Annotated in this window: 20 protein-coding genes; 12 read left to right on the forward strand and 8 right to left on the reverse strand. The window is 71.9% G+C overall.

The window, feature by feature from the left end; translation table 11 throughout:
- Nucleotides 1-72: 72 nt before the first annotated feature.
- Complete coding sequence (locus GPA10_RS06685; RefSeq protein WP_343040446.1) at nt 73-906, reverse strand: Fpg/Nei family DNA glycosylase; 834 nt, start codon at nt 904-906, stop codon at nt 73-75.
- A 167-nt stretch (nt 907-1,073) separates the two neighbouring features.
- The gene (locus GPA10_RS06690) at nt 1,074-1,562 is read right to left on the reverse strand and encodes a ribose-5-phosphate isomerase (RefSeq protein WP_157164701.1); all 489 of its coding nucleotides are present in this window, start codon (nt 1,560-1,562) and stop codon (nt 1,074-1,076) included.
- 205 nt (nt 1,563-1,767) lie between these two features.
- Here GPA10_RS06690 and GPA10_RS06695 point away from each other — a divergent pair, with 205 nt between their 5' ends.
- Together GPA10_RS06695 and GPA10_RS06700 are read left to right on the forward strand one after the other, a co-directional pair.
- Nucleotides 1,768-3,231 (forward strand): amino acid permease, encoded by a 1,464-nt coding sequence (locus GPA10_RS06695; RefSeq protein WP_157164702.1) that lies wholly within the window; start codon nt 1,768-1,770, stop codon nt 3,229-3,231.
- 128 nt (nt 3,232-3,359) lie between these two features.
- Entirely contained in the window at nt 3,360-4,706 is a 1,347-nt protein-coding gene (locus tag GPA10_RS06700; protein WP_157164703.1) for an FAD-binding oxidoreductase, read from the forward strand.
- 65 nt (nt 4,707-4,771) lie between these two features.
- Here GPA10_RS06700 and GPA10_RS06705 read toward each other — a convergent pair whose 3' ends face one another.
- Nucleotides 4,772-5,362 carry a biotin transporter BioY gene (locus GPA10_RS06705; protein ID WP_157164704.1) on the reverse strand — a complete coding sequence of 197 codons (591 nt, stop codon included), beginning with the start codon at nt 5,360-5,362 and terminating at the stop codon, nt 4,772-4,774.
- A gap of 424 nt (nt 5,363-5,786) precedes the next feature.
- Between GPA10_RS06705 and GPA10_RS06710 the strand changes: the two genes are divergently transcribed.
- The 3 genes from GPA10_RS06710 (at nt 5,787) to GPA10_RS06720 (ending at nt 9,678) form a co-directional block, all read left to right on the forward strand.
- Nucleotides 5,787-7,106 (forward strand): amino acid permease, encoded by a 1,320-nt coding sequence (locus GPA10_RS06710; RefSeq protein ID WP_246258924.1) that lies wholly within the window; start codon nt 5,787-5,789, stop codon nt 7,104-7,106.
- Between the two features lie 270 nt (nt 7,107-7,376).
- A complete protein-coding gene (locus GPA10_RS06715) occupies nt 7,377-8,783 on the forward strand; it encodes an amino acid permease (RefSeq protein ID WP_157164705.1) in 1,407 nt (468 codons plus the stop codon).
- A gap of 244 nt (nt 8,784-9,027) precedes the next feature.
- Nucleotides 9,028-9,678, forward strand: coding sequence for a superoxide dismutase (locus GPA10_RS06720; protein ID WP_157164706.1), 651 nt, complete (start codon nt 9,028-9,030; stop codon nt 9,676-9,678).
- 141 nt (nt 9,679-9,819) lie between these two features.
- Here GPA10_RS06720 and GPA10_RS06725 read toward each other — a convergent pair whose 3' ends face one another.
- Entirely contained in the window at nt 9,820-10,497 is a 678-nt protein-coding gene (locus GPA10_RS06725) for a mycothiol-dependent nitroreductase Rv2466c family protein (protein WP_157164707.1), read from the reverse strand.
- A gap of 155 nt (nt 10,498-10,652) precedes the next feature.
- Here GPA10_RS06725 and pepN point away from each other — a divergent pair, with 155 nt between their 5' ends.
- A complete protein-coding gene (pepN, locus tag GPA10_RS06730; protein ID WP_343040447.1) occupies nt 10,653-13,241 on the forward strand; it encodes an aminopeptidase N in 2,589 nt (862 codons plus the stop codon).
- A 232-nt stretch (nt 13,242-13,473) separates the two neighbouring features.
- On the opposite strand, the gene GPA10_RS06735 is transcribed toward pepN, so the two are convergent.
- On the reverse strand, nt 13,474-14,550 hold the full coding sequence (locus tag GPA10_RS06735; RefSeq protein WP_425505680.1) for a S1 family peptidase: 1,077 nt from the start codon (nt 14,548-14,550) through the stop codon (nt 13,474-13,476).
- A gap of 321 nt (nt 14,551-14,871) precedes the next feature.
- Between GPA10_RS06735 and GPA10_RS06740 the strand changes: the two genes are divergently transcribed.
- Both GPA10_RS06740 and GPA10_RS06745 read left to right on the forward strand, forming a co-directional pair.
- Complete coding sequence (locus tag GPA10_RS06740; protein ID WP_157164708.1) at nt 14,872-15,954, forward strand: hypothetical protein; 1,083 nt, start codon at nt 14,872-14,874, stop codon at nt 15,952-15,954.
- A gap of 306 nt (nt 15,955-16,260) precedes the next feature.
- Entirely contained in the window at nt 16,261-16,779 is a 519-nt protein-coding gene (locus tag GPA10_RS06745) for a DUF1203 domain-containing protein (protein ID WP_157164709.1), read from the forward strand.
- A gap of 161 nt (nt 16,780-16,940) precedes the next feature.
- Here the strand turns inward: GPA10_RS06745 and GPA10_RS06750 are convergent, their stop codons facing one another.
- Nucleotides 16,941-17,828, reverse strand: coding sequence for a LysR family transcriptional regulator (locus GPA10_RS06750; protein ID WP_343040448.1), 888 nt, complete (start codon nt 17,826-17,828; stop codon nt 16,941-16,943).
- Nucleotides 17,829-17,972: 144 nt separating this feature from the next.
- Between GPA10_RS06750 and GPA10_RS06755 the strand changes: the two genes are divergently transcribed.
- Nucleotides 17,973-19,157, forward strand: coding sequence for an MFS transporter (locus tag GPA10_RS06755; RefSeq protein WP_157164710.1), 1,185 nt, complete (start codon nt 17,973-17,975; stop codon nt 19,155-19,157).
- Nucleotides 19,158-19,252: 95 nt separating this feature from the next.
- Here GPA10_RS06755 and GPA10_RS06760 read toward each other — a convergent pair whose 3' ends face one another.
- Nucleotides 19,253-19,450 carry a hypothetical protein gene (locus tag GPA10_RS06760; protein ID WP_157164711.1) on the reverse strand — a complete coding sequence of 66 codons (198 nt, stop codon included), beginning with the start codon at nt 19,448-19,450 and terminating at the stop codon, nt 19,253-19,255.
- Between the two features lie 136 nt (nt 19,451-19,586).
- The gene (locus tag GPA10_RS06765) at nt 19,587-20,606 is read right to left on the reverse strand and encodes an aspartate-semialdehyde dehydrogenase (protein WP_343040449.1); all 1,020 of its coding nucleotides are present in this window, start codon (nt 20,604-20,606) and stop codon (nt 19,587-19,589) included.
- Nucleotides 20,607-20,891: 285 nt separating this feature from the next.
- Between GPA10_RS06765 and GPA10_RS06770 the strand changes: the two genes are divergently transcribed.
- The 3 genes from GPA10_RS06770 to GPA10_RS06780 all read left to right on the forward strand — a co-directional run bounded on the left by GPA10_RS06770 (nt 20,892) and on the right by GPA10_RS06780 (nt 24,039).
- The gene (locus GPA10_RS06770) at nt 20,892-21,497 is read left to right on the forward strand and encodes an RNA polymerase sigma factor (protein WP_246258881.1); all 606 of its coding nucleotides are present in this window, start codon (nt 20,892-20,894) and stop codon (nt 21,495-21,497) included.
- Entirely contained in the window at nt 21,494-22,312 is an 819-nt protein-coding gene (locus GPA10_RS06775) for a hypothetical protein (protein ID WP_343040450.1), read from the forward strand. Before GPA10_RS06770 ends, GPA10_RS06775 begins: the two co-directional genes overlap by 4 nt.
- Before the next feature lie 224 nt (nt 22,313-22,536).
- Nucleotides 22,537-24,039 (forward strand): M28 family peptidase, encoded by a 1,503-nt coding sequence (locus GPA10_RS06780; RefSeq protein WP_343040451.1) that lies wholly within the window; start codon nt 22,537-22,539, stop codon nt 24,037-24,039.
- Nucleotides 24,040-24,109: the final 70 nt, after the last annotated feature.

The raw sequence follows: 24,109 nt of genomic DNA on the forward strand, positions 1-24,109 counted from the left end.
CCGGGTCCTGGCTGCCGTACGACGGCCCGCCCGGCCCTGGCTGCCCGCCTGGCCTCGGCTGACGTACGGCCGCTAGCGGCGGGCCCTGGGCGGCTGGCATCCGGGGCACCAGAACAGGTTGCGGGCGGCGAGATCGGCGGTGCGGATCTCGCCGCCGCAGACGTGGCAGGCCTGACGGGCTCTGCGGTACACGTACACCTCGCCGCCGTGGTCGTCCACGCGCGGCGGGCGCCCCATCGCGTCCGGGGTGTGTTCGGGCCTGACCGTGTCGATGCGGTTGAGCCGCACCCCCTCGTGCATCAGGTCCACCAGGTCCGCCCAGATCGCGGTCCACTGGTCGTACGTGAGGTCCTTGCCGGGGGTGTACGGGTCGATGCCGTGCCGGAACAGGACCTCCGCGCGGTAGACGTTGCCGACGCCAGCGACGACCTTCTGGTCGAGGAGGAGTGCGGCGATCGTGGTGCGGCTGCGGGAGACGCGGCGCCAGGCCGTGTCGGGGTCGTTGCCGTCCGCGGTGTCCGGGCGCAGGGGGTCGGGGCCGAGGCGGGCGTGTATCGCCTGCTTCTCCTCGTCGGTGGTCAGGGCGCAGGTCGTCGGGCCGCGCAGGTCCATGTACGCGGTGTCGTTCGCCAGGCGGAGGCGGACCGTGTCCGTGGGTGGGGGCGGGGGTGCGGTGCCGAGGGTCACCTTGCCGAAGAGGCCCAGGTGGATGTGGATCCAGCCGGTTTCCGCGAAGCCCAGGAAGAGGTGCTTGCCGTGGGCCTCCGCCGTGGTCATCGGCTGCCCCGTCACCAGGGCGGCGCTGTCGGAGAACTTGCCCTGCGGGCTGCTCGCCCGCACCGGCCGCCCCTCGAACCGCTCCCGGTGATCGGCCGCGAGGCGGTGGATGGTGTGGCCTTCCGGCACGGGTGTCTCCTGATTGGGGGGGGGGGGGGGGGGGGCCTCGCGGGGCGCCCCAGTCCCGCCCCTTCTCCGAAACTGGGGCTCCGCCCCAGACCCCGCTCCTCAAACGCCGGAGGGGCTGAATATCCGCCGGTGCGGGGTCTGGGGCGGAGCCCCTGGACGGGGGCGACTCAGCCCTGCTGCGGGTGGTGCGCCGGGATGGCGGGGAGTTCGCCGGTGGTCTCGTAGGCCGTGAGCATCTCGATGCGTCGCGTGTGGCGGGGCTCGCCCGAGTACGGCGTACCGAGGAAGATCTCGACGAACTTGGTCGCCTCGTCCTGGGTGTGCATCCGCCCGCCGATGGAGATCACGTTGGCGTCGTTGTGCTCACGCCCGAGCGCGGCGGTCTGCTCGCTCCACGCGAGAGCGGCCCGCACCCCCTTCACCTTGTTCGCCGCGATCTGCTCGCCGTTGCCGGAGCCGCCGATGACGATGCCGAGGGACTCGGGGTCCGCGGCCGTCCGCTCGGCGGCGCGCAGGCAGAACGGCGGGTAGTCGTCCTGGGCGTCGTAGATGTGGGGCCCGCAGTCGACGGGCTCGTGCCCGTGCGCCTTGAGCCATTCGACGAGGTGGTTCTTGAGTTCGTAGCCGGCATGATCCGAGCCGAGGTACACGCGCATGCGACTGAGTGTGGCACGGGTCGCGCCGGGAAGACGCCCTGGGTCCGGGCGATTGGTGCAGGCCAATCCCGCCACCGTCATCGTCCGTAACCAGTCGCGCACCGAGGATACCGGCGAGTACAACGATCCGGAGACGGGCCCTTTCGCGCCAAGAGCGCCTGAGTTTGAATGCGGAAGCTCTGCTTGTGAACCAAAGGAACTGCTTATGACCTCGCAACCATCCCTTGCGAAGGAAGACGGCACCCCCGAAGGGCCCGTGCATTCCCAGACGGGGACCGGGCACGGCGGCGGTGACGGCCTTCAGGCGGGGCTCAAGAACCGCCATCTGTCGATGATCGCCATCGGCGGTGTGATCGGAGCGGGTCTCTTCGTCGGCTCCGCCTCCGGCATCAAGGCGGCGGGCCCCGCGATCCTCGTGTCGTACGCCCTCGTCGGCACGATGGTCGTCCTCGTGATGCGGATGCTCGGCGAGATGGCCGCGGCGCGGCCGACGTCCGGCTCCTTCTCCGCCTACGCCGACCAGGCGCTCGGCCGCTGGGCGGGCTTCTCCATCGGCTGGCTGTACTGGTTCTTCTGGGTCGTGGTGCTCGCGGTGGAGGCCACCGCCGGAGCCGTGATCCTGGAGGGCTGGGTGCCCGCGATCCCCCAGTGGGGCTGGGCGCTCATCGTGATGGTGGTGCTCACCGCGACGAACCTCGTCTCGGTCGGCTCCTACGGCGAGTTCGAGTTCTGGTTCGCCGGGATCAAGGTCGTCGCGATCGGCGGGTTCGTGCTCATCGGTCTGCTCGCCGTGTTCGGCGTGCTGCCGGGCTCGGACAACCCGGGCAAGGGCTTCGCCCACCTCACGGACGCGGGCGGCTTCATGCCGGAGGGCGCGGGCGCGATCCTCACCGGTGTCCTGATGGTCGTCTTCTCCTTCATGGGCTCGGAGATCGTCACGCTCGCCGCCGGTGAGTCGGAGGACCCGCAGCGCGCCGTCACCAAGGCCACCAACAGCGTCATCTGGCGCATCGGCGTCTTCTACCTCGGCTCCATCTTCGTGGTGGTGACGCTGCTGCCCTGGAACGACAAGTCCATCGCCGAGGACGGCTCGTACGTCGCCGCGCTGAACTCGATCGGCATTCCGCACGCCGGTCAGGTGATGAACGTGATCGTGCTCACCGCGGTGCTCTCCTGCCTCAACTCCGGTCTGTACACCGCCTCGCGGATGGCCTTCTCGCTCGGGCGGCGCGGGGACGCGCCGAAGTCCTTCGCGCGCACCGACGCCAACGGCGTGCCGCGCACGGCGATCCTCGGCTCGGTGGTCTTCGGCTTCGCCGCCGTGTGGTTCAACTACCAGTGGCCGGACACCGTCTTCGACTTCCTGCTGAACTCCTCCGGCGCCGTCGCGCTGTTCGTCTGGCTCGTCATCTGTTTCACGCAGCTGCGGATGCGCGGCATCATCCTGCGCGAGGAGCCGGAGAAGCTGGTCGTGAGGATGTGGCTCTTCCCGTATCTGACGTGGGTCACCATCGGCATGATCTCGTTCGTGATCGTCTACATGCTGTACGACGACGCCGGGCGCAAGCAGATGGTGCTCTCGCTGCTCGTGGCGGCCCTCGTGCTCGGCTTCGCCCTCGTGCGGGAGAAGGTGCTGCCCCGCTCGGCCGAGGAGCGCTCCCGGGTCTGAGAGACCTGACGCGGGGTGCCTGGGATGCCCGGGGTGCCCGGGGTGCCGAGAAAACCTGACGCTGGGTGTCAAGTTATTGCGCCAGGGTGTGCTCATCGGCAAGGCCGTACCACCTCAGGGAGCACACCATGGATTCGCGCAGCCCCGGCACCCGCACCGCCCCGCCCCTCGTCCTCCGGCCCGGTGACGACGGGTACGACGACGAACTTGCCGGGTTCCAGACCGGGTTCGCCCAGCGCCCGGACGTGGTCTTCGCGGCCCGTGGCACCGACGACGTCGTCGCGGCCGTGACGTACGCCGCCGGGGCCGGTCTGCCCGTCGGCGTGCAGGCCACCGGGCACGGCCTCCCGGACGCCTCGCGGGGCGGCGTACTGATCAGCACCCGCCGCCTGGACGAGGTCGCCGTGGACCCGGCGGCGCGCACCGCCCGGGTCGGGGCCGGGGTGCGCTGGGGGCAGGTCGTCGCGGCCGCGGCGGAGCACGGGCTCGCGCCGCTGAACGGCTCGGCTCCGTCCGTGGGCGCCGTCTCGTACACGCTTGGCGGCGGACTCGGCATCCTGGCGCGCGAGTTCGGGTACGCGGCCGACCATGTGCGCTCCGTGGACCTCGTCACCGCGGACGGCAGCGTGCGGCACGTGACGGCCGCCGGTGACCCGGAACTGCTCTGGGGGCTGCTCGGCGGCGGCGCGAACCTGGGCGTGGTGACCGCCCTGGAGATCGGCCTGGTGCCCGTGACGCACCTCTACGGGGGTGCGCTCGCCTTCGACGGGCGCGAGGTCGACCCCGGGGCGGTCCTGCGCGCGTACGTGGCATGGACCGGGGGCCTGCCGGACGAGGTGACCTCCTCCGTCGCCGCGCTCGTGTACCCGGATCTGCCGATGCTGCCGGAGGCCATGCGCGGGCGGTACCTGGTGACGGTGCGTGTCGCGTACACCGGCCGCGCGGAGGACGGTGAGCGGCTCGTGGCCCCGCTGCGCGCGATCGGCCCCGCCTTCTCCGACTCCCTGCGCGAGCTGCCGTACACCGACAGCCACACCATCCACAGCGACCCGGACTTCCCGCACGCGTACTACGGGGAGAGCCGGATGCTGGACGGCCTCGACACCGCCGGGATCGCACGGGTCCTGTCCCGCACCGGGCCCGCCGCGGGGCACATGCACGTGGTGCAGCTCAACCATCTGGGCGGCGCGCTCGCCCGGCCCGCGGACAACGCCGTGCCGCACCGGGACGCGCGCTGGCTGCTGCGGATCCTGTCCCCGCTGGACGGCACGGACCGCGAGACGCTGCGGGACTTCTACGCCGAGACGCTGGCCGGGGTGCGGGGGCACGTCGTCGGGCGGTCCCTGAACTTCACCTTCGCGAGCGGGGACCGTACGGAGGGGCTGTACGACGCGGAGACGCAGAAGAGGCTCGCCGGGCTGAAGGCCCTGTACGACCCGGCGAACCTCTTCAGGCGGAACTACGGCGTCGGCTGACGGCTGCTGCTGACGGCTGCTGCTGACAGCTTCTGCTGACAGCTTCTGCTGGTGGAACTCCCGCGTCAGTGCTTCTCGTCGGCGCCGTTGATGAACTTCCACGCCAGCGGCAGCACACCCATCGCGAGCGCCGCCTTGAGCGCGTCGCCGATGAGGAACGGTGTGAGTCCGGCCGCGACCGCCTCCGTCAGGGACATGCCGGTGGCCGCGGCCAGGTACGGCACGCCGACGGCGTAGATGATCGCGGAGCCGAGGACCATCGTGCCCGCCATCCGCGCCACGCTCCGGTCGGCGCCGCGACGGGCGAGCGCGCCCACCACGACGGCGGCCAGCATCATGCCGAGGACGTAGCCGAGGCTCGGCGCGCCTATGCCCGCCTTGCCCTGCGCGAACCAGGGCATGCCCGCCATGCCGACGATCGCGTACACGGCGAGCGAGGCCGCGCCGCGGTAGGCGCCGAGCGAGGTGCCGACGAGCAGGGCCGCGAAGGTCTGGCCGGTGACCGGGACCGGGGAGCCCGGGACCGGGACGGCGATCTGGGCGGCGACACCCGTGAGCGCGGCACCGCCGAGCACGAGCGCGGCGTCCTTCACGCGGGAGGCGGGCAGGAGGTCGGCCAGGACCTGGCCCGGACGGGTTATGACGGCTGTGCTCATCGGGACTCCGTGGTTGAGGGGGCCGTGGGGCGGGTGAGCGGGACGCTGTGACCCTATCCCCGGCCCCGGCAGCTTTCAGGAGGCGCCGGTAACAAAGGGAACGGCCCGGCGTTGGTGGGCTTCGCACAAAGGCCTGGGGCCACACCCGCTTCGGCGTGACGCTCGTCACTGAGGTCAGGGGGACATGGGCCCGGGTTGCTCGTCGGGGCGCCCTGCGGTGACACTGTAGATTCTCACCAAACTCCTGCGCATCGAGAGCCGACTGAACGTGAAGCACGACTCCAGGCCGTCCCAGTCGGCGGTGCCCTCCGGCGCGAGCCCCGAACCGGCCGCCCCCGGCTCCGGTCCCCTCGGCGCGGGCCCCGGTCCTCTGGGCGCGGGCCCCGAACCCCTCGGTGGCGGGCTCAAGCAGCGCCATCTCACGATGCTGGGCCTCGGCGGTGTGATCGGTGCCGGGCTCTTCGTGGGCTCCGGGGCCGGGATCGCCGTCGCGGGGCCCGGGATCGTCCTCTCCTATCTCATCGCGGGCGCCCTCGCGATGTGCGTGATGCGGATGCTCGGCGAGATGTCCGCCGCGATGCCGGCCTCCGGCGCCTTCTCCGTGCACGCCGAGCGCGCCCTCGGACGGTGGGCGGGGTTCTCGGTCGGCTGGCTCTACTGGTTCCTGCTCGTCGTGGTGCTCGCCGTGGAGGCGACGGGCGCTGCGCGCATCGCGAACGGGTGGGCACCCGGCGTGCCGCAGTGGGCCTGGGTCCTCGTCTTCATGGTGGTCTTCACCGGCGCCAACCTCGCGGCGGTGAAGAACTTCGGCGAGTTCGAGTTCTGGTTCGCCGCGCTGAAGATCTTCGCGATCGTCGCCTTCCTCGTACTCGGACTGCTCGCGATCCTCGGTGTGCTGCCCGACACGGACCCGGTGGGCCTCACCCACCTCACGGGCGACGGCGGCTTCCTGCCGCACGGCTGGAGCGGAGTGGTCTCCGGCGTGGTCGCGGTCCTCTTCGCCTTCGGCGGCCTGGAGATCGTGACGATCGCCGCCGCGGAGTCCGACGATCCGGTGCGCTCGGTGGCGCGGGCGGTGCGCAGCGCGGTGTACCGCATCCTCTTCTTCTATGTGGGCTCGATGCTCGTCGTCGTGACGGTCCTGCCGTGGACGGCACAGCAGGCAGGTATCAGCCCGTATGTCACGGTTCTGGACTCCATCGGCGTCCCGTCGGCCGGGACCCTCATGAACATCGTGGTGTTCGTGGCGCTCCTGTCGTCCCTGAACGCCAATCTGTACGGCTCCTCGCGGATGGTCTTCTCCCTCGCCGAGCGCGGGGAGGCGCCGAGGGGCCTCCTGAAGGTGTCGGAGGGCGGGGTGCCGCGGCGCGCGGTGCTCGCCTCGGTGGCGTTCGGCTTCGTGTCCGTCCTGCTGAATCTGAAGTGGCCCGAGTCCGTCTTCCTCTATCTGCTCAACTCCGTGGGCGCGGCGCTCCTCTTCGTCTGGGCCCTGATCGCGCTGTCCCAGCTGCGCCTGCGGCGGCGGATCGAGCGCGAGGCGCCGGAGACCCTGACGCTGCGGATGTGGTTCTTCCCCTGGCTGACCTGGGCGGCGCTGGCCGGGATGGCCGTGGTGGTGGTCCTGATGCTGCGGGACGACGGGGCGCGGCCGCAGTTGCTCTGGTCGGCGGGGGCCGCGGCGCTCGTGATCGCGGTGGCCTGGGTGAGGGAGTGGCGCACCGGGCGCTCGGCCTCGCGGTGCTGAGGGAGTGGCGCACCGGGCGCCCGGCCTCACAGTGCCGAGGGAGTGGCGCGGCGGGCGCTCGCCTTCGCGGTGCTGCGGAAGCGGCGTACCGGACGCCCCTCCTCACACTTCTGACGCATATGTGCCCATGATGTGAAGATCTCTTCACCATGTGTGAGCGTCGTGTCCGTATACCGGTCAACGGTTCCCTGTGAGCGGTGCCAGTGCTCACACTGTGGGCCGCTCCCCCGTCTCAGCTACCTCGTCTCAGCTACTGAACAGGGCACGCCCATGTCTCGGACGTCCGTGCAGGACGCACCACCCCAGGCCGACTCCCCGCTCGGGCACGGCCTCAAGCAGCGCCATCTGTCGATGATCGCCCTCGGCGGCGTGATCGGCGCCGGGCTCTTCGTGGGCTCCGGGACCGCCATCGCCGCGGCCGGGCCCTCGATCATCCTGGCCTACGCGATATCCGGCGCCCTGGTCATGCTCGTCATGCGCATGCTCGGCGAGATGGCCGCCGCCAACCCGGCGTCCGGCTCCTTCTCCGTGCACGCCGAGCGGGCGCTCGGCCCGTGGGCGGGATTCACCGCCGGCTGGTCCTTCTGGTTCCTGCTGTGCGTGGCGGTCGGCCTGGAGGGCATCGGCGCCGCGAAGATCGTGCACGGCTGGGTGCCCGGCGTGCCGGAGTGGGCCTGGGTGGCCCTCTTCATGCTGGTCTTCTGCGGCACGAACCTCGCCGCCGTGAAGAACTTCGGTGAGTTCGAGTTCTGGTTCGCCGCCCTGAAGGTGGGCGCGATCGTCCTCTTCCTCGGCATCGGCGTGCTCGCGATCCTCGGCTGGCTGCCCGACACCGACGCGCCCGGCATGACCAATCTGACCGGGCACGGCGGCTTCATGCCCAACGGCGTGGACGGACTGATCGTCGGCCTGCTCGCCTCGGTCTTCGCGTACGGCGGTCTGGAGACGGTCACCATCGCCGCCGCCGAGTCCGAACATCCCGTCCAGGGCGTGGCCAAGGCCGTGCGCACGGCGATGTGGCGGATCGCCCTCTTCTACGTGGGCTCCATGGCCGTCGTCGTGACGCTGCTGCCGTGGACGGCGGAGGAGGTCGCGGCCAAGGGTCCGTACGTCGCCACCCTCGACCACCTCGGCATCGACGGCGCCGGGCAGATCATGAACGTGGTCGTCCTGGTCGCCCTGCTGTCCGCGATGAACGCCAACATCTACGGCGCCTCGCGCATGGCCAACTCCCTGGTGGCGCGCGGCATGGGCCCGAAGGCGCTCGGCCGCCTCTTCGGCGGCGTGCCGCGCATCGCCGTCCTGACCTCGTCGGTCTTCGGCTTCCTCTGCGTCCTGCTGAGCTACTGGCGGCCCGACGACATCTTCCAGTGGCTGCTCAACACCATCGGCGCGATCATCCTCGTGGTGTGGTTCTTCATCGCGGCCGCGCAGTTGAAGCTGCGCACCGCCCTCGAACGCGAGGCACCGGAGAAGCTGGTCGTGAAGATGTGGCTCTTCCCCTGGCTCACCTATGTGGCCCTGGCCGGCATGGCCACCGTGTTCGTCCTGATGGCCCGCGAGTCCGAGACGCGCACCCAGCTCTTCTACACGGGCGGCCTGACCGTGCTCCTCATGGCGATCGGGTACGCCCGCCAGAAGGTCATGGAGAGCCGCGGCACCGGCCCGCGCGCCTAGTCCTGCCCTGTCCCACGTCATCCTCATCCGTCATCCCGAAGGCCCCGCTCCCCCCTGTGGAGCGGGGCCTTCGGCCGTCGGCGCCCGGGACCGTGCGTCCCACGCCCTAGGACCAAGGGCTGATCAACTTCACGGTACTACTGCTGCTAGCCTGCATCTGCACATAGGTCGCAATAAGAGGTGCGAGGCGGCGCCGCGCGACACGGCGCGGCACAGCACGCAGAGCACGTCGGAGGGCTAGATCATGGCCATTTACACGCTTCCTGAACTTCCGTACGACTACGCGGCGCTCGAGCCGGTCATCAACCCGCAGATCATCGAGCTCCACCACGACAAGCACCACGCCGCGTACGTGAAGGGCGCGAACGACACCCTGGAGCAGCTGGCGGAGGCGCGCGACAAGGAGTCGTGGGGCGCCATCAACGGGCTGGAGAAGAACCTCGCGTTCCACCTCTCCGGCCACATCCTGCACTCCATCTACTGGCACAACATGAACAGCCCGAAGGACGGCGGCGGCGGCGAGCCGACGGCCGCCGACGGTGTCGGCGAGCTCGCGGACGCCATCACCGAGTCCTTCGGCTCCTTCGCCAAGTTCAAGGCCCAGCTCACCAAGGCCTCGGCGACGACGCAGGGCTCCGGCTGGGGCGTGCTCGCCTACGAGCCGCTCAGCGACCGCCTGATCGTCGAGCAGATCTACGACCACCAGGGCAACGTCGGCCAGGGCTCCACCCCGATCCTGGTCTTCGACGCCTGGGAGCACGCCTTCTACCTCCAGTACAAGAACCAGAAGGTGGACTTCATCGAGGCCATGTGGGAGGTCGTGAACTGGCAGGACGTGGCCAAGCGCTACGAGGCCGCCAAGCAGCGCGTGAACAGCCTGCTGCTCGCCCCCTGACACCCCGCGGGCCACGCCCGCACGCAGCGTCCTGCCTCGTGATCGTCTTCTCAACCTTCATGCGGGCAGGCGGATGAAGGAAGGACCCCCGCGAGGACGTGACTCGCGGGGGTCCTTCGGTATGCCGGGCGCACATCGGGCTCAGTCGAAGACGGGGCCCTGGGTGCGGGTGCGCTTGATCTCGTAGAAGCCCGGTGTGGCGGCCACCAGGAGGGTGCCGTCCCACAGGCGGGCCGCCGCCTCGCCCTTGGGGGCGGGGGTGACGACGGGGCCGAAGAAGGCGACTTCCTCGCCGTCGGGTCCGGGTACCGCGATGACCGGGGTGCCGACCTCCTGGCCGACCTTCTCGATGCCCTCGTTGTGGGAGGCGCGCAGAGCGGCCTCGTAGGGCGTGGCGTCCCAGTGGTCGAGGAGCGAGGCGGGCAGCCCGACCTCCTTCAGGCCCCCGGCCACGGCCTCCTTCGTGGGGCCCTCGCCGCCGTTGTGGACGCGGGTGCCGATGGCCGTGTAGAGGTCGCCGAGCACCTGGGCGCCGTGCTCCTCCTGGGCCGCGATGACGACGCGGACGGGACCCCAGGCGTACTTCTCCAGCCATTCGCGGTACTCCTCGGGGAGTTCGTCCAGCTTGTCCTCGTTCAGGACGGCGAGGCTCATCAGATGCCAGCGGACCTCGATGTCGCGGAGCTTCTCCACTTCGTGGACCCAGCGCGATGTCATCCAGGCCCACGGGCACGACGGGTCGAACCAGAAGTCGACCGGGGTCTTGCCGCTCGACGCATTGCCGCTCGACGCATTGCCGCTCGTGGCGTTCTCAGCCATGTCTCTCCCTAAGGAATCCGTTCGATGACTGGCCAAGAAACGTCGGGGACGGGCGGGGGCATTCCCGGATGTCCGCCGTTCGGGACGCATGCGAGGATCGGAGTCATTAAGAATTCCGACGTCAGTGTCATGCGAGCCACAAGGGAGTGCCGCCCGTGCCCGGTGAGAATCTGTCCCGTGACGAGGCCCAGGAGCGGGCCGCGCTGCTGTCCGTCGACGGGTACGAGGTCTTCCTCGACCTGCGCTCGGCAGTGGGCGAGAGCAACGGCGACGAAGGCGCCCCGCGCACGTTCCGTTCGGTGACGACCCTCCGCTTCCGCTGCGCCGAGCCGGGCGCCGCCAGCTTCGCCGACCTGATCGCACCGAGCGTCACGGCGGTGTCCCTGAACGGCAAGGACCTGGACCCCTCCGAGGTCTTCGACGGCGCCCGCATCACCCTGGAGGACCTCCGCGAGGAGAACGAGCTGGTGGTGGACGCCCAGTGCGCCTACAGCCGCACGGGCGAGGGCATGCACCGCTTCGTCGACCCCGAGGACGGCGAGGTCTATCTCTACACGCAGTACGAACCAGCGGACTCCCGTCGCGTCTTCGCCAACTTCGAGCAGCCCGACCTGAAGGCCCCCTTCCGCTTCTCGGCGCAGGCGCCGGAGGGGTGGACGGTGTGGAGCAACGGCGTCGGGGAGGTCGCCGACCAGGTGTGGAAGTTCGCCGAGACGAAGCCGATCTCGACGTACATCACGGCGGTCGTCGCAGGCCCGTACCACTATGTGGAGGACGCCTACGAGCGCGTCCTCGACGACGGCACCCGCCTGGAGATCCCCCTCGGCGCGATGTGCCGCAAGGGCCTCGCCAAGCACTTCGACGCCGACGACATCTTCCTCGTCACCAAGCAGGGCCTGGACTTCTTCCACGACAACTTCGACTACCCCTACCCCTTCGGGAAGTACGACCAGGCCTTCGTCCCGGAGTACAACCTCGGGGCGATGGAGAACCCGGGCTGTGTCACGTTCCGCGAGGAGTTCATCTTCCGCGGCCGCGTCACCCAGGCGTCCTACGAGCGCCGGGCCAACGTCATCCTGCACGAGATGGCGCACATGTGGTTCGGCGATCTCGTCACCATGCAGTGGTGGGACGACCTGTGGCTGAAGGAGTCCTTCGCCGACTTCATGGGCTCCTTCTCCATGGTCGAGGCGACACGTTTCAGCAGCGGCTGGATCACCTTCGCCAACAACCGCAAGGCCTGGGCCTACCGCGCGGACCAGCTCCCCTCCACCCACCCCGTCACGGCCGACATCCGCGACCTGGAGGACGCCAAGCTCAACTTCGACGGGATCACGTACGCCAAGGGCGCCTCGGTCCTCAAGCAGCTCGTGGCGTACGCGGGCCGGGACGCCTTCCTGGAGGGCGCCCGCCGCTACTTCAAGCGGCACGCGTACGGCAACACCCGCCTCGGCGACCTCCTCTCCGTCCTGGAGGAGACCAGCGGCCGCGACATGACGGCATGGTCGCGGGCGTGGCTCCAGACCGCGGGCGTCAACTCCCTGACCCCGCAGGTGACCCTGAACGCCGAGGGCCGCGTCACTGAACTCGCCGTGGTCCAGGAGGCCGCCGAGTCCCACCCGGAGCTGCGCCCGCACCGTGTGGCCGTGGGCCTCTACCGCCGCGAGGCCGGCGGCGACCTGGTGCGGTACGCCCGCGCGGAGGTGGACGTCGAGGGCCCCCGGACCACGGTCGCCGAACTCGCCGGGGCCGAGGCACCGGAGCTCGTCCTCGTCAACGACGACGACCTGACGTACTGCAAGATCCGCTTCGACGAGACCTCCCTCGCCACGCTCCGCGCCCATCTGGGCGACATCACGGACCCGCTGGCCCGTGCCCTGTGCTGGTCGGCGCTGTGGAACCTCACGCGGGACGCCCTCATGCCCGCCCGGGACTTCATCGGCCTGGTCCTGCGCTTCGCGGGCCAGGAGTCCGACATCGGCGTCCTGCAGATGCTGCACGCCTGGGCGAACGCCGCCCGGACGCACTACGCCGCCCCCGGCTGGCGCGAGGAGGGCGGCCGGCTGCTCGCCGAGGGTGCCCTGCGGGAGCTGCGGCTCGCCGAGCCGGGCAGCCAGCATCAGCTGACGTGGGCGCGGTTCTTCACGTCGGTGGCGTCGTCGGCGGCCGACCTCCAGCTCCTGCGGGGCCTCCTGGACGGCACGGCCAAGATCGACGGCCTGGAGGTGGACCAGGAGCTGCGCTGGACGTTCCTCGGCGCGCTGGCGTCCCAGGGGGCGGCGGACGAGCAGGCGCTCGCCGCCGAGCTGGCCCGCGACGACACCGCGTCCGGCAAGCGGCATCAGGTCCGCTGCCTGGCCGCGCGGCCCTCCGCCGCGGTGAAGGCGCAGGCCTGGGCCACCGTGGTGGAGTCGGACAAGCTGTCCAACGCGCTGGTGGAGGCGACCATCGCGGGCTTCCAGCAGCCCTCCCAGGCCGAGCTGACCGCTCCCTACACGGCGCGGTACTTCGAGGCGATCGAGCGGGTGTGGGCCGAGCGGTCCATCCAGATCGGCATGGACGTGGTGCGGGGTCTCTTCCCGCATTCGCAGGACAGCCCGGAGACGCTGGCGGCCGCCGACTCGTGGCTCGGCTCGCACGAGCAGGCGCCGCCCGCGCTGCGGCGGCTCGTCCTGGAGTCGCGGGACGATCTGGCGCGGTCGCTGCGGGCGCAGCGTTGCGACGGGGCCTCGGGCCCCGTGTAGGGGGTGGGTGCGGTGGGCCAAGGGGTTGCCGCCCCTTGGCCCACCGTTTGTCGCGCTGCGCGTGAATACGGCGTAAGTGCGGTGGGTCGAGAGGGTGCCGCCCTCTTGGCCCACCGCTCATCGCGCTGCGCGCTCGTCCTCAAACGCCGGACGGGCTGGGACTGTTCCGCCCGCCCCCGTAGGGGAACACCACGGTTCGCCCCGTGGGTGTCGGGCGGGGTGGATGGTGGTCTCAGCCGATCTCGGCGCCGTAGTGGTCCAGGGCGTCGGTGACCGGGGCGAAGAAGGTCTCGCCGCCGACTGAGCAGTCGCCGCTGCCGCCGGAGGTCAGGCCGAGGGCGCTGTTGTCGGCGAACAGGGAACCGCCGCTGTCGCCGGGTTCGGCACAGACGTCGGTCTGGATGAGGCCGTGGACGTCGCCCTCCGGGTAGCTGATGGAGGCGTCCAGGGCCTGGACGGTGCCGTCGTGGACCTGGGTGGTGCTGCCGCTGCGCCGGACCCGCTCGCCGACGACGGCCTCGCGGGCGTCGGAGATCGGCTGGGCGCTCCCGTCGTAGAGGTTGACCTCGCTCGGATGGGCCACGTCGGCGGTGTACTCGACGAGGGCGTCGTCGTTGCCGGGGAAGCGGTAGTCGTCGACCTCGCCGACGACCGGGCCGCCCTCGGTCTCGGACCAGGTCGCGCCGGAGAGGGCGGCGCAGTGCCCCGCGGTGAGGAAGTACGGCCGGCCGTCCTTGACGACGTTGAAGCCGAGGGAGCAGCGGCCCTCGGAGCTGTAGATGGCGTCGCCGCCGCTGAGGAGGGACCGGAACGTGCCCGCGGTGCGCCGGAGCACGGCCTTGCCGTCCTGGGCGGCGACGTCCCGCTCCAGCCGGTTCAGGGCCGCGCCGCGGACCGTGCTGTCGGCGGTGACGACGACCTTGTTGAGCTTCGGGTTCACGCCGCGCGCGGTACCGGGGACGGCGCGCTCGCCGAGGCTGTCCTGCACGTTCTTCAGCTGGGCACGGGAGTGCTCGACGTGCCGGGGTTCGGCACCGGCGTCGCGGACCCGGTCGGCCGCGTCGTCGTCGAGGACGTTGACGACGAGTTTCCGGGCCGTGCTGTCGTAGTAGGCGCCCGCGGTGCCGTTCTCGGGTCCCGCGGTCAGGGTGCGGGCGAGCTTGCTCGCCGAGGACGAGGTGAGGGTGTGGGGGGTGGGGGCGGGCGCGGCGGCGCCGGTGTCCGCCAGCGTCAGGGTGCCGGCCGCGAGCGCGGCGACACCGATCGCGGTGCGGGTCAGTCGTCGTCCGCCTGTTCGTCGGATGCTCACGCAGTACCTCCGTGGGGGGATGGGCCGCTCAAGTGGGGTTGGCGGCCTGGAGAGTTACCGGTGCCTGGCGCACGGGACCCCCGAGGGTCACTCTACGAAGTCGCGTGCATGCCAAGCGTTACGATCTAGTGTGACAACATCCCCCGGATGCCTTCAAGAGAGCGCCAAACGGCAGCGCACGCCCCCCACTTCACCCCCGCGCTCCCCGAACCGACTCTTTTCGGCTCTCGAACGCCCGTACTTTAGGACGGGGTTGTCCGGTTTTGTCGACGGGACTGTAACAGCGGTTAACGGGGCGAGCGGGCGCGGAAAGCCCCCCTCATGAACCACAACACCCCGCTCCACCCCCGCCCCCTGCACCACCTCACCACCTCCCAGCGCCGCGTCATGAGCACCGCCCAGCTGCGCGACCACGGCGTCTCCGGCGCCGAAACCTCCGCGCACTGCCGCCCCGAAGGGCCCTGGCAGCAGTTCCTGCCCGGCGTCGTCCTGCTCCACCCCGGCCCCCCGACCAGCGAGGAACGGCTGCACGGCGTGCTCCTGTTCGCCGGCAGGCCCCCGGCGGGGCGGACCGGTGCCGTGCCCGCGCAGCCCGGCCCCGGCGCACCGCACGCGGCGTACACGGACGTGATGATCACGGGGCTCGCCGCGCTCGCGCTGCACCGGTTCTCCTGCGCGCCGCCGCTGCCCTCCCTGGACCGCATCGACGTCCTGGTGGAGCGCACCCGGCGGTTGCGCTCCACCGGCTGCGCCCGGCTCGTGCGTACGCATGCGCTGCCCGCCGCGCAACAGATCGCGGGCCTGCCGGTGGCCCCGGTGGAGCGGGCGCTCGCCGACGCGGTGGCCCAGCTCGCCGACGCGGGCGCGGTACGGCGGCTGCTCACCGAGGCGGTGCGCGCAGGACACTGCGAACCCGCGGCCGTGGTACGGGAGTTGAACTCCGCGCGGCTCCTCACCCGGCCGCACGTCGTGGACGCCGTGGACGCCCTGCTCGCCGAGGGGCGTGCGATCGCGGAGGACCGCCTGTACGGGCTGATCCGTGAGCACGAGCTGCCCGACCCGCTGTGGAACGTCGACCTGCGCCTGCCCGGCGGGCCGCACCTCGGGAGCGTCGACGCCTACTGGCCCGAGCACGCCGTCGCCGTCGAGCTCGACACCCGGGCGCCGCGGCAGGGCGAGGACAGCTCGGGCTGGACCCTGGTGGAGCGGAGCCGGGAGCTCGGCGAGTGGTCCGAGTACGCCCGCAAGCGCGAGCACCTGGAGCGCCTCGGAGTCACCGTCGTCCACATCACGCCACGGAAGCTCCGCGACGCCGCGGAGCAGCAAGCCACCGTCCTGCGAACGGCCCTGATGGCGGCCGCCGACCGGGAGCCCGCCGCGTATCTCGTGGTGCTGCCCAGATAGCGACTGCCGCGGTGTCCTCGGGGGGCCGCGGTGTCCTCGGGGGGCCGCGGTGTCCTCGGGGGGCCGCGGTGTCCTCGGGGGGCCGCGGTGTCCTCGGGGGGCCGCGGTGTCCTCGCGGGGCGCCCCATCGCGTCCGTCAGCGCGCTCCGCGCGGGCACCCCTCCACCGGAACCGGGACTCCGCCCGGGAACCCGCTCGGCACACGCCGGAGGGGCTGTTCACACCCCGCCCTGCACGGGGCGGGGGGAGAGATCCACGTCCGGAAACCGCCAGCCCCGCGCCCGCGCCCGCGCGAGCCTGGGGTCCATGGCCACCACCACCGCATACACGCCCCGCCCCATCCCCCGGGACACCCTTGAGGAGCTCCGCCGCACGGACGACGCGGGTCGGCCGTGTGCCCCGTACACGGCTGAGGAGGGGGGCTCCCCGCTGCGCTGCTGCCTCCGCCCCGCCCGGCAGGGCGAACGGCTCGCCCTGGTCTCCTACGCGCCCCTCCGCCGCTGGGCGGCGGCCACCGGCGCCGCCCCGGGGGCGTACGACGAGCAGGGGCCTGTCTTCATCCACGCGGAGCCGTGCGAGGGCCCCGACCCGGCGGACACGGGGCAGGACTATCCGTTCGCCAGGGCGGGGGCGCTGCGCGCCTTCCGTCGTTACGACGCCCGCGGGCACATCGTCGGCGGCCGTCTCGTCGAGATCCCCGAGCGTCCGGCGGAGGGCTTCGACGCGGCGCTCACCGAGGCGTTCGCAGACCCGCAGGTCGCCCTCGTGCACGTGCGCGCGGTGGAGTACGGCTGCTTCCACTTCGAGGTGCGCCGACCGGTGTGAGACGGCCGGTGTGCGACGGCCGGTGTGGGACGACCGGTGCGAGACGACCGGTGTGGGACGACCGGTGCGAGACGACCGGTGTGGGACGACCGGTGCGAGACGACCGGTGTGGGACGACCGGTGCGAGACGACCGGTGTGCGGCGGAACGGGCGGCCGGGGTTCAGGCGGCCGTGACGGCGGCGTCCCCGGCCCCGGCCACCGCCCGCGCGAGCGCCCGCACCCGCGCCGTCTCCCCGTCCCGGTGCCACACCATCCCGAGCACCGAGTCCGGCACCCCGGCCACCGGCACGAACACCACGTCCTGCCGTCCGTGGTACTCCGCCGTCGGCCGGCACAGCAGCATCGCGCCGCGGTCGGCGGCCACCAGGGTCAGCCCCTCCTGGAGCGTGCGCACGGCGGGCGCGGGCACGGCGGACGGCGCGTGGGCCGCCCGCCAGTACGCGGGGGCGGGAGGAGCCGCCGAGATCAGCGGGGTGTCCGCGAGGTCGGCGGCGGCCAGGGACGTGCGGGCCGCGAACGGATGGCGCACGGAGACCGCGACCGTCTGCTGCTGCCGGGAGAACACCGGGCCGAGCACCAGGTCCGGCTCGGCCACCGGGAGCAGCACGATCGCCGCGTCCACCTCGCCGTGCCGCACCGCACCGAACGGGTCCGCGAACGGCACCTCCGCGATCTCCGCGACACAGCCCGGATGCTGCTCCTGGAACGCCGTGATCGCCGCCATCAGCCGCGCGTCGGCCGTGCCCTGGAAGCCCACCCTGATCCGCCCCGAAACCCCGCGCGCCGACTCCCGGGCCCGCTCCACCGCGCCCGCCAACTCGTCGTAGGCGGGACGCAGCTCCGTACGGAACCGCTCGCCGAGCGGGGTCAGCCGCACCCGGCGGCTCGTCCGCTCCACCAGGCGGGCGCCGATACGGTGCTCCAGTGCCGCAAGGAGCTGACTGACCCGGCTCTGGGAGACGTAGAGCCGCTCACCCGTCCGGCCGAAGTGCAGCTCCTCGGCGAGGACGAGGAAACACTCCAGCTCCCGCATCTCCAGACCGCTCACCGCTCGGGTCCGTTCCCTCGTCCCCCGGCGGGCGCGCCCCGCGCGTTCCCGCCCCGCCTGTCCTGCGATCGATTAGCCACGCTCATTCAAGGATGAGAACTCCGGCGTTGTTCCCCGAGGCCGCGCGGGCGTTGGGTGGAGGCCATGGAAACCGTGACCACAACCGCGCCCGCCCCCACCGGACGGCGGTCCCTGCCGCTGTCCGTCGTCGCCGTCGCGGCCGCCACCTTCTCGGTCGTCACCACGGAGATGCTGCCCGTGGGTCTGCTCACCTCGCTGTCCGCGGGACTGCGCGTCTCCGACGGCACCGCCGGACTCACCGTCACCCTGCCCGGCGTCGTCGCGGCGCTCGCCGCCCTGCTGCTGCCCGTCGCCGTGCGCCGCACGGACCGCAAGCGCGTGCTGTGCGGCCTGATGCTGCTGCTCGGCGCCGCGAACGTGCTGTCGGCGCTTGCGCCCTCCTTCGCGGTGCTGCTCGCCGCGCGGATCGTCGTCGGGCTGTGCATCGGCGGCGTCTGGGCCGTCGCCGCGTCGCTCGCGGTGCGCCTGGTCGCCTCCGAGTCCGTCGGCCGGGCCACCGCCGTCATCTTCAGCGGCATAGCCGTGGCGTCGGTGCTCGGTGTGCCCGCCGGTACCTTCCTCGGCGAACTCGCGGGCTGGCGCTGGGCGTTCGGTGCCGTCGCGGTGCTCGGGTTCGCCGTCGCCGCGCTGCTCGCCACCGTCGTGCCGCCGCTCCCCGCCGACGAGCCGGTGCGGCTCGGAGTCTTCCCCGGCCTGCTGCGTCTTCGCCGGCTGCGGATCGGTCTGATCGCCGTGGCGCTGCTCGTGGTGGGGCACTTCACCGCGTACACCTATGTGCGGCCGGTCCTCGAGCGGGTGCCGGACCTCGGTGCGGGGCTCGTCAGCGGGCTGCTGCTCGCGTACGGCGTCGCCGGGATCGCCGGGAACTTCATCGGCGGCTCCCTCGCCGCCCGCGACCCGCGCCGGGCGCTGCTGATGATCTCCGCCGCGCTCGGTGGCGTGGTGCTCCTGATGGGGCCCGCCGGGGGCTCCCTCGCCCTGTCCGTGGTGCTGCTCGTGGCGTGGGGGCTCGCCTACGGCGGGGTGTCCGTCTCCTCGCAGAACTGGGTGATGGCCGCCGCGCCGGGGGCCCGCGAGGCGGCGTCCGCACTGTTCGCCGGGGTGTTCAACGTGGCCATCGCGGTGGGCGCGCTCGCGGGCGGCCGGGTGGCCGACGGCATCGGGGTCACCGACGTGCTGTGGGTGGGCGGCGGGCTCGCCGTCGCCGGCCTCGGCGTGATCGCGCTCGCGGCGCGCGAGGAGGGATGACGAGCGGCTGCGCGACGGCAGCCGCGCCCGGGCGGACCTGGTCGGAATCCGTACGGGCGCGGCTGCCGTCCCCGGGGCTCCTCGGCCCCCTCAGCTCAGGGTGCGAGGCACCCGGTGGCCGGGATCTCGGCGGGTACGCCGAGGCCGGCCGGGTCGACGAGGCCGGTGACCTCCTGCACGGCGCAGTCGACGGTTGCCACGGGGTCCGGTACGGCGCTCGCCGGGGCGGCGAGGGCGCCGACGAGGGCGAGGGTTCCGATGGCCATGGTGGTCATGGCGGCGATACGGCGCATGAACTTCCCTTGTGAGTGGTGCGGTTGGTGCACCCCATCACTGCCCGGACACGCCCGGGGCACATGCGCCGTATCACTCGTTGGTGGGTGCGGAAACGATCCCCCGCGATCTGGACGTTTCGGCCGGTCCCGGCGGTCAGGAGCCCGAGAGCTCCGCCGCCACCAGCTCCGCGATCTGCACCGCGTTCAGCGCGGCGCCCTTGCGGAGGTTGTCGTCGGAGATGAAGAAGGCGAGGCCGTTCTCGACGGTCTCGTCACCGCGGATGCGGCCCACGAACGACTCGTCGCGGCCCGCGGCCACCAGCGGCGTCGGCACGTCCGTGACGACGACGCCCTCCGCGCCGGACAGGACCTCGGTGGCGCGCTCGGGGGACAGCGGCCGCGCGAAGCGGGCGTTGACCTGGAGGGAGTGGCCGGTGAAGACGGGCACGCGGACACAGGTGCCGGAGACCTTGAGCTCGGGGATCTCCAGGATCTTGCGGGACTCGTGGCGGAGCTTCTGCTCCTCGTCGGTCTCGTTCAGGCCGTCGTCGACGATCGAGCCCGCCATCGGCAGGACGTTGTACGCGATCGGCGCCACGTACTTGTCCGGCTCGGGGAACTCCGCCTGGTCGCCGCCGTGCGTCAGCTTCGGTGCGTCGTCACCGATCTTCTTGACCTGCTCGAAGAGCTCCTCGACGCCCGCGAGCCCGGAGCCGGACACCGCCTGGTAGGTGGCGACGACCAGCGAGGTCAGCTCCGCCTCCAGGTGCAGCGGCTTCAGGACCGGCATGGCCGCCATCGTCGTGCAGTTCGGGTTCGCGATGATGCCCTTGGGGCGGTCGGCGATGGCGTGCGGGTTCACCTCGGAGACGACCAGCGGCACCTCGGGGTGGCGGCGCCAGGCCGAGGAGTTGTCGATCACCACGGCGCCCTGGGAGGCGACCTTCTCGGCGAGTGCCTTGGAGGTGGCGCCGCCCGCGGAGAACAGGACGATGTCCAGGCCCGTGTAGTCGGCCGTGGAGGCGTCCTCGACCGTGACCCCGTCCAGGACCGTGCCGGCCGAGCGGGCCGAGGCGAACAGACGCAGCTCGTCGAGCGGGAACTCGCGCTCGGTGAGGATCTTGCGCATGACCGTGCCGACCTGACCGGTGGCTCCGACGATTCCGACCTTCACAGGGTTCCTCCGTAGGTATGTGCCTGGCGCGCGGCCGTCCGGCCTGGGGCGTTGTCGCCGTCGCTCCATCATGCGTCTGTCCGAGGCCGCTTTGTCCAATCCATTGTCCGAGGTGTGGAACACCACATGTGACGTCGGGCGGAACCGGAACCCGGTTCCCGCTCCGGCAGCCGAACGTTTCCGCGCCTTCCCGCGTCGTAGGGGAGACGCGGGAACGCGCGGGCCGAACGGATACGGATCGGGACGAGGCACCGGGACGAGGCACCGGAACGAGGGGGAGGGCCATTGCTGCGCAGAATCACGCGCCGCGGACCACGGGGGCGGGCACCCGCCGGTCCGCTCGACCCGGCCCATGAGACCGCCGCCCCTGCCGCGGCCACCGCCCCGGCCGCCGCTCCGGCCACCGACCCGCTCGACGCCGCCCAGGAGGACCGGGTCCGGGCCGTCCTCTCGCTGGGCGGGGTGCCGCACGGGGAGCTCCAGGACGGCGTGCAGCACGTCAGGCTGCGGCTCCTGGAGCGGGCGGCGCGCGGGCAGGAGGCACCCCGGGAGGTGTCGGCGTGGGCGGCCGTCGTGGCGTCGAACTGGGCCATGGACTACCACCGCGCCCGGCGCCGCCAGGAACGGCTCGGCGAGCGGCTCGCGGCCCTGCACCCCGAGGAGCCGCAGGAGGACGGCGCCGAGTCGCGGCTGCTCTCGCTCGCCGTGGCGCAGGGGCTCGACGAACTGCCGGACAGCCAGCGCCAGGTCGTCGTGCTGCGCTTCTACGCCGATCTGCCGGTCCGCGACATCGCGGATGAACTGGGCATTCCGGAGGGCACGGTGAAGAGCAGGCTGCACGCGGCGGTACGGGTGCTGCGCACGCGGCTGCACGAGGGAGAGGTGGTGTGACCGTGGCGCACGAGGAGCCGTACGACCCCGTCGACGCGCTGACGCGGGCGGTCACGGACGAGCCGGTGCCCGCGGCGAACCGTGCCGACGAACGCTTCATGGCCGAGTACGCCGCGGCCGTCGCCGATGTCGCGGTGCTGCGGGACCAGCTGCGGATCGTGGGGGACACGCTGGCGCGGGGCGCACCGGGGGCGGAACCGGCCGCTTCCCCCCGTCCGGCACGCCCCGCGCTCCCCTCACCGCTTCCCGCGCCCTCCCGCGCAGGAGCCCCGGCCAGGTCCCGGCCCCCGGGACGTCCCCCGCGCGCCGCCCGCCGCGGCGCCGTCCTCGCCCTAGCCGCCGCTCTCGGCGCCGGGCTGCTCGGCGGAGTGGTCTGGCTCGGCGTGCGGAGCGGGACGGGGGACGACGACATGACGTCCGGGGCGGCCGACGCGAAGGGCTCCGCGCCGAGCCGCGCCCACGACCGGCCGGGGCACGCCGCCGAAGGGGCCAAGAGGTCCCCCGAGGGCTACGTCGCCTGCTCGCGGCTCATCGCCGAGGGCACCGTACAGAGCGTGGAGCTGCTGCCCGACGGCACCCAGGACCGGATCACCCTCGACGTGTCCCGCTACTACAAGCCCGCCGAGGGGAAGGAGCAGGTCACCTTCGTGATGGATGTCTCCGTGGACCCGCGGCTGCGCACGGGGGACCGCGTACTGGTCGCGATCCCCGAGGGCGAGGCGTCCCCCGACCTCTGGTCCACCGGCGCACGGCTCGCCGAGGACCGGGCGTGGATCGAGAAGGCACTCCCCCGGGCGCGCGGCACACAGTGCTGAGCCGGCACCGATACCGCCCCGCCGAGGCGGATTACTGAGTTCCGGTGACAACTCCGTGAAGGCGCGGTTGCGAACCCGGCGAACCACCCGACCTGCGATTTCACCGGGCTACGGTCCTTCCACCGCTCGCCGCTGATCACCGGCGTACGAGGTCGCGCACCTGACCAGCGCGCGACCACGGAGATCAGCGGCGCCCCGTACCGACCACGCAAGGAAGGACCTCCGTGCGCGCACCCCGCAGCCGGACGACGGCCGCTCTGCTCTCCGCCGTCGTCGCCGCCCCCGTCCTGTTCGCCGCCGCGTCCCCCGCGGGCGCGCAGGACGCCGCCCGGCACGACAAGCACCCGACGGCACAGGCCCAGAAGGCGCAACAGCTCGCCAAGAAGCTGGTGAAGAGGTCCAGCGGCAAGAGCGCCCACCGCCACCTGGAGAAGTTCCAGGAGATAGCCGACGCCCACGGCGGCAACCGCGCCGCGGGCACCCCGGGCCACAAGGCCTCCACCACGTACGTGCACGACCGCCTGGAGAAGGCCGGGTACAAGGTCTCGTACCAGGACTTCGTCTTCCACACGTCGCAGACGGTGCGGGAGGGCGCGAGCGTCCTGTCGCCCGAGGCGCGCAAGCTCAACGCCCTGGCGTTCGACTTCAGCAAGTCCACCCCCGAGGGCGGCCTCGCGGCCCCGGTCGCCGCGGCCCGTGTCGACGACACCCCGGGCTGCGAGGCCGACGACTACACCTCGGACACCTTCACCGGGAAGATCGCCCTGGTGAAGCGCGGCACCTGCACGTTCGCCGAGAAGGAGGCCGCCGCGGCCAAGGCGGGCGCCGTCGGCCTCGTCCTGTACAACCACTCCGGCGACGCGCCCGTCAAGGGCAACCTGGAGACCCCGGACAACGCGCACATCCCCGCCGTCGGCATCTCCAAGGCCGAGGGCGAGAAGCTGGCCGAGCAGGTGAAGCAGGGCGAGGTCAGGATCTCCCTGGACGTCGTCACCAAGGCGATCCCGCACAAGACCCGCAACGTCGTCGCGGAGACCCGAGGCGGCCGCGCCGACCGGGTGGTGGCGCTCGGCGCGCACCTGGACTCCGTGGAGGAGGGTCCCGGCATCAACGACAACGGCTCCGGTTCCGCCGGTCTGATCGAGGTCGCGGAGAAGCTCGCCAAGGAGACCAAGGGCGGCAAGAACCTCGCCCACAAGGTCCGCTTCGCCTGGTGGTCGGCCGAGGAGCTGGGCCTGCTCGGCTCGGACCACTACGTGAAGACCCTGAGCGCGCGGCAGAAGAAGGACATCAAGCTGTATCTGAACTTCGACATGATCGCCTCGCCCAACGCGGCCGAACTCGTCTACGACGGCGACGACTCGGACAAGACGGGCGCGGGCGCGGGTCCGGCGGGCTCCGCCCAGATCGAGAAGCTGATCAACGGCTTCCTCGACAAGAAGAAGGTCCCGCACTGGGGCACCGACTTCGACGGCCGCTCCGACTACGGCGCGTTCATCGCGAACGGCATCCCGGCGGGCGGCACCTTCACCGGCGCCGAGGGCCTCAAGACCGAGGAGCAGGCGGCGAAGGCGGGCGGCAGGGCCGGTCAGCCGTACGACCCGAACTACCACGCCAAGGGCGACGACATCAAGAACATCAACCGCAAGGCGTTCGACGTGAACGTCGACGTCATCGCGAACGCGGTCGGCACCTACGCGCAGGACCTCAGCTCGCTGAAGCACTGATCCCAGCAGCCCGACGGGGGCGGACACTTCGCTGTCCGCCCCCGTCTTCGTGCCGCTGTCAGCGTGTATC

It is taken from the genome of Streptomyces typhae, assembly GCF_009755605.1.
Lineage (GTDB): Bacteria > Actinomycetota > Actinomycetes > Streptomycetales > Streptomycetaceae > Streptomyces > Streptomyces typhae.

Coding starts and splice junctions, on each gene's coding strand:
- GPA10_RS06705 (WP_157164704.1), bottom strand. CDS start 5,362: ATGAGCACAGCCGTCATAACCCGTCCGGGCCAGGTCCTGGCCGACCTC.
- GPA10_RS06710 (WP_246258924.1), top strand. CDS start 5,787: ATGCTGGGCCTCGGCGGTGTGATCGGTGCCGGGCTCTTCGTGGGCTCC.
- GPA10_RS06695 (WP_157164702.1), top strand. CDS start 1,768: ATGACCTCGCAACCATCCCTTGCGAAGGAAGACGGCACCCCCGAAGGG.
- GPA10_RS06690 (WP_157164701.1), bottom strand. CDS start 1,562: ATGCGCGTGTACCTCGGCTCGGATCATGCCGGCTACGAACTCAAGAAC.
- GPA10_RS06715 (WP_157164705.1), top strand. CDS start 7,377: ATGTCTCGGACGTCCGTGCAGGACGCACCACCCCAGGCCGACTCCCCG.
- GPA10_RS06720 (WP_157164706.1), top strand. CDS start 9,028: ATGGCCATTTACACGCTTCCTGAACTTCCGTACGACTACGCGGCGCTC.
- GPA10_RS06760 (WP_157164711.1), bottom strand. CDS start 19,450: ATGCGCCGTATCGCCGCCATGACCACCATGGCCATCGGAACCCTCGCC.
- GPA10_RS06700 (WP_157164703.1), top strand. CDS start 3,360: ATGGATTCGCGCAGCCCCGGCACCCGCACCGCCCCGCCCCTCGTCCTC.
- GPA10_RS06755 (WP_157164710.1), top strand. CDS start 17,973: ATGGAAACCGTGACCACAACCGCGCCCGCCCCCACCGGACGGCGGTCC.
- GPA10_RS06725 (WP_157164707.1), bottom strand. CDS start 10,497: ATGGCTGAGAACGCCACGAGCGGCAATGCGTCGAGCGGCAATGCGTCG.
- GPA10_RS06745 (WP_157164709.1), top strand. CDS start 16,261: ATGGCCACCACCACCGCATACACGCCCCGCCCCATCCCCCGGGACACC.
- GPA10_RS06740 (WP_157164708.1), top strand. CDS start 14,872: ATGAACCACAACACCCCGCTCCACCCCCGCCCCCTGCACCACCTCACC.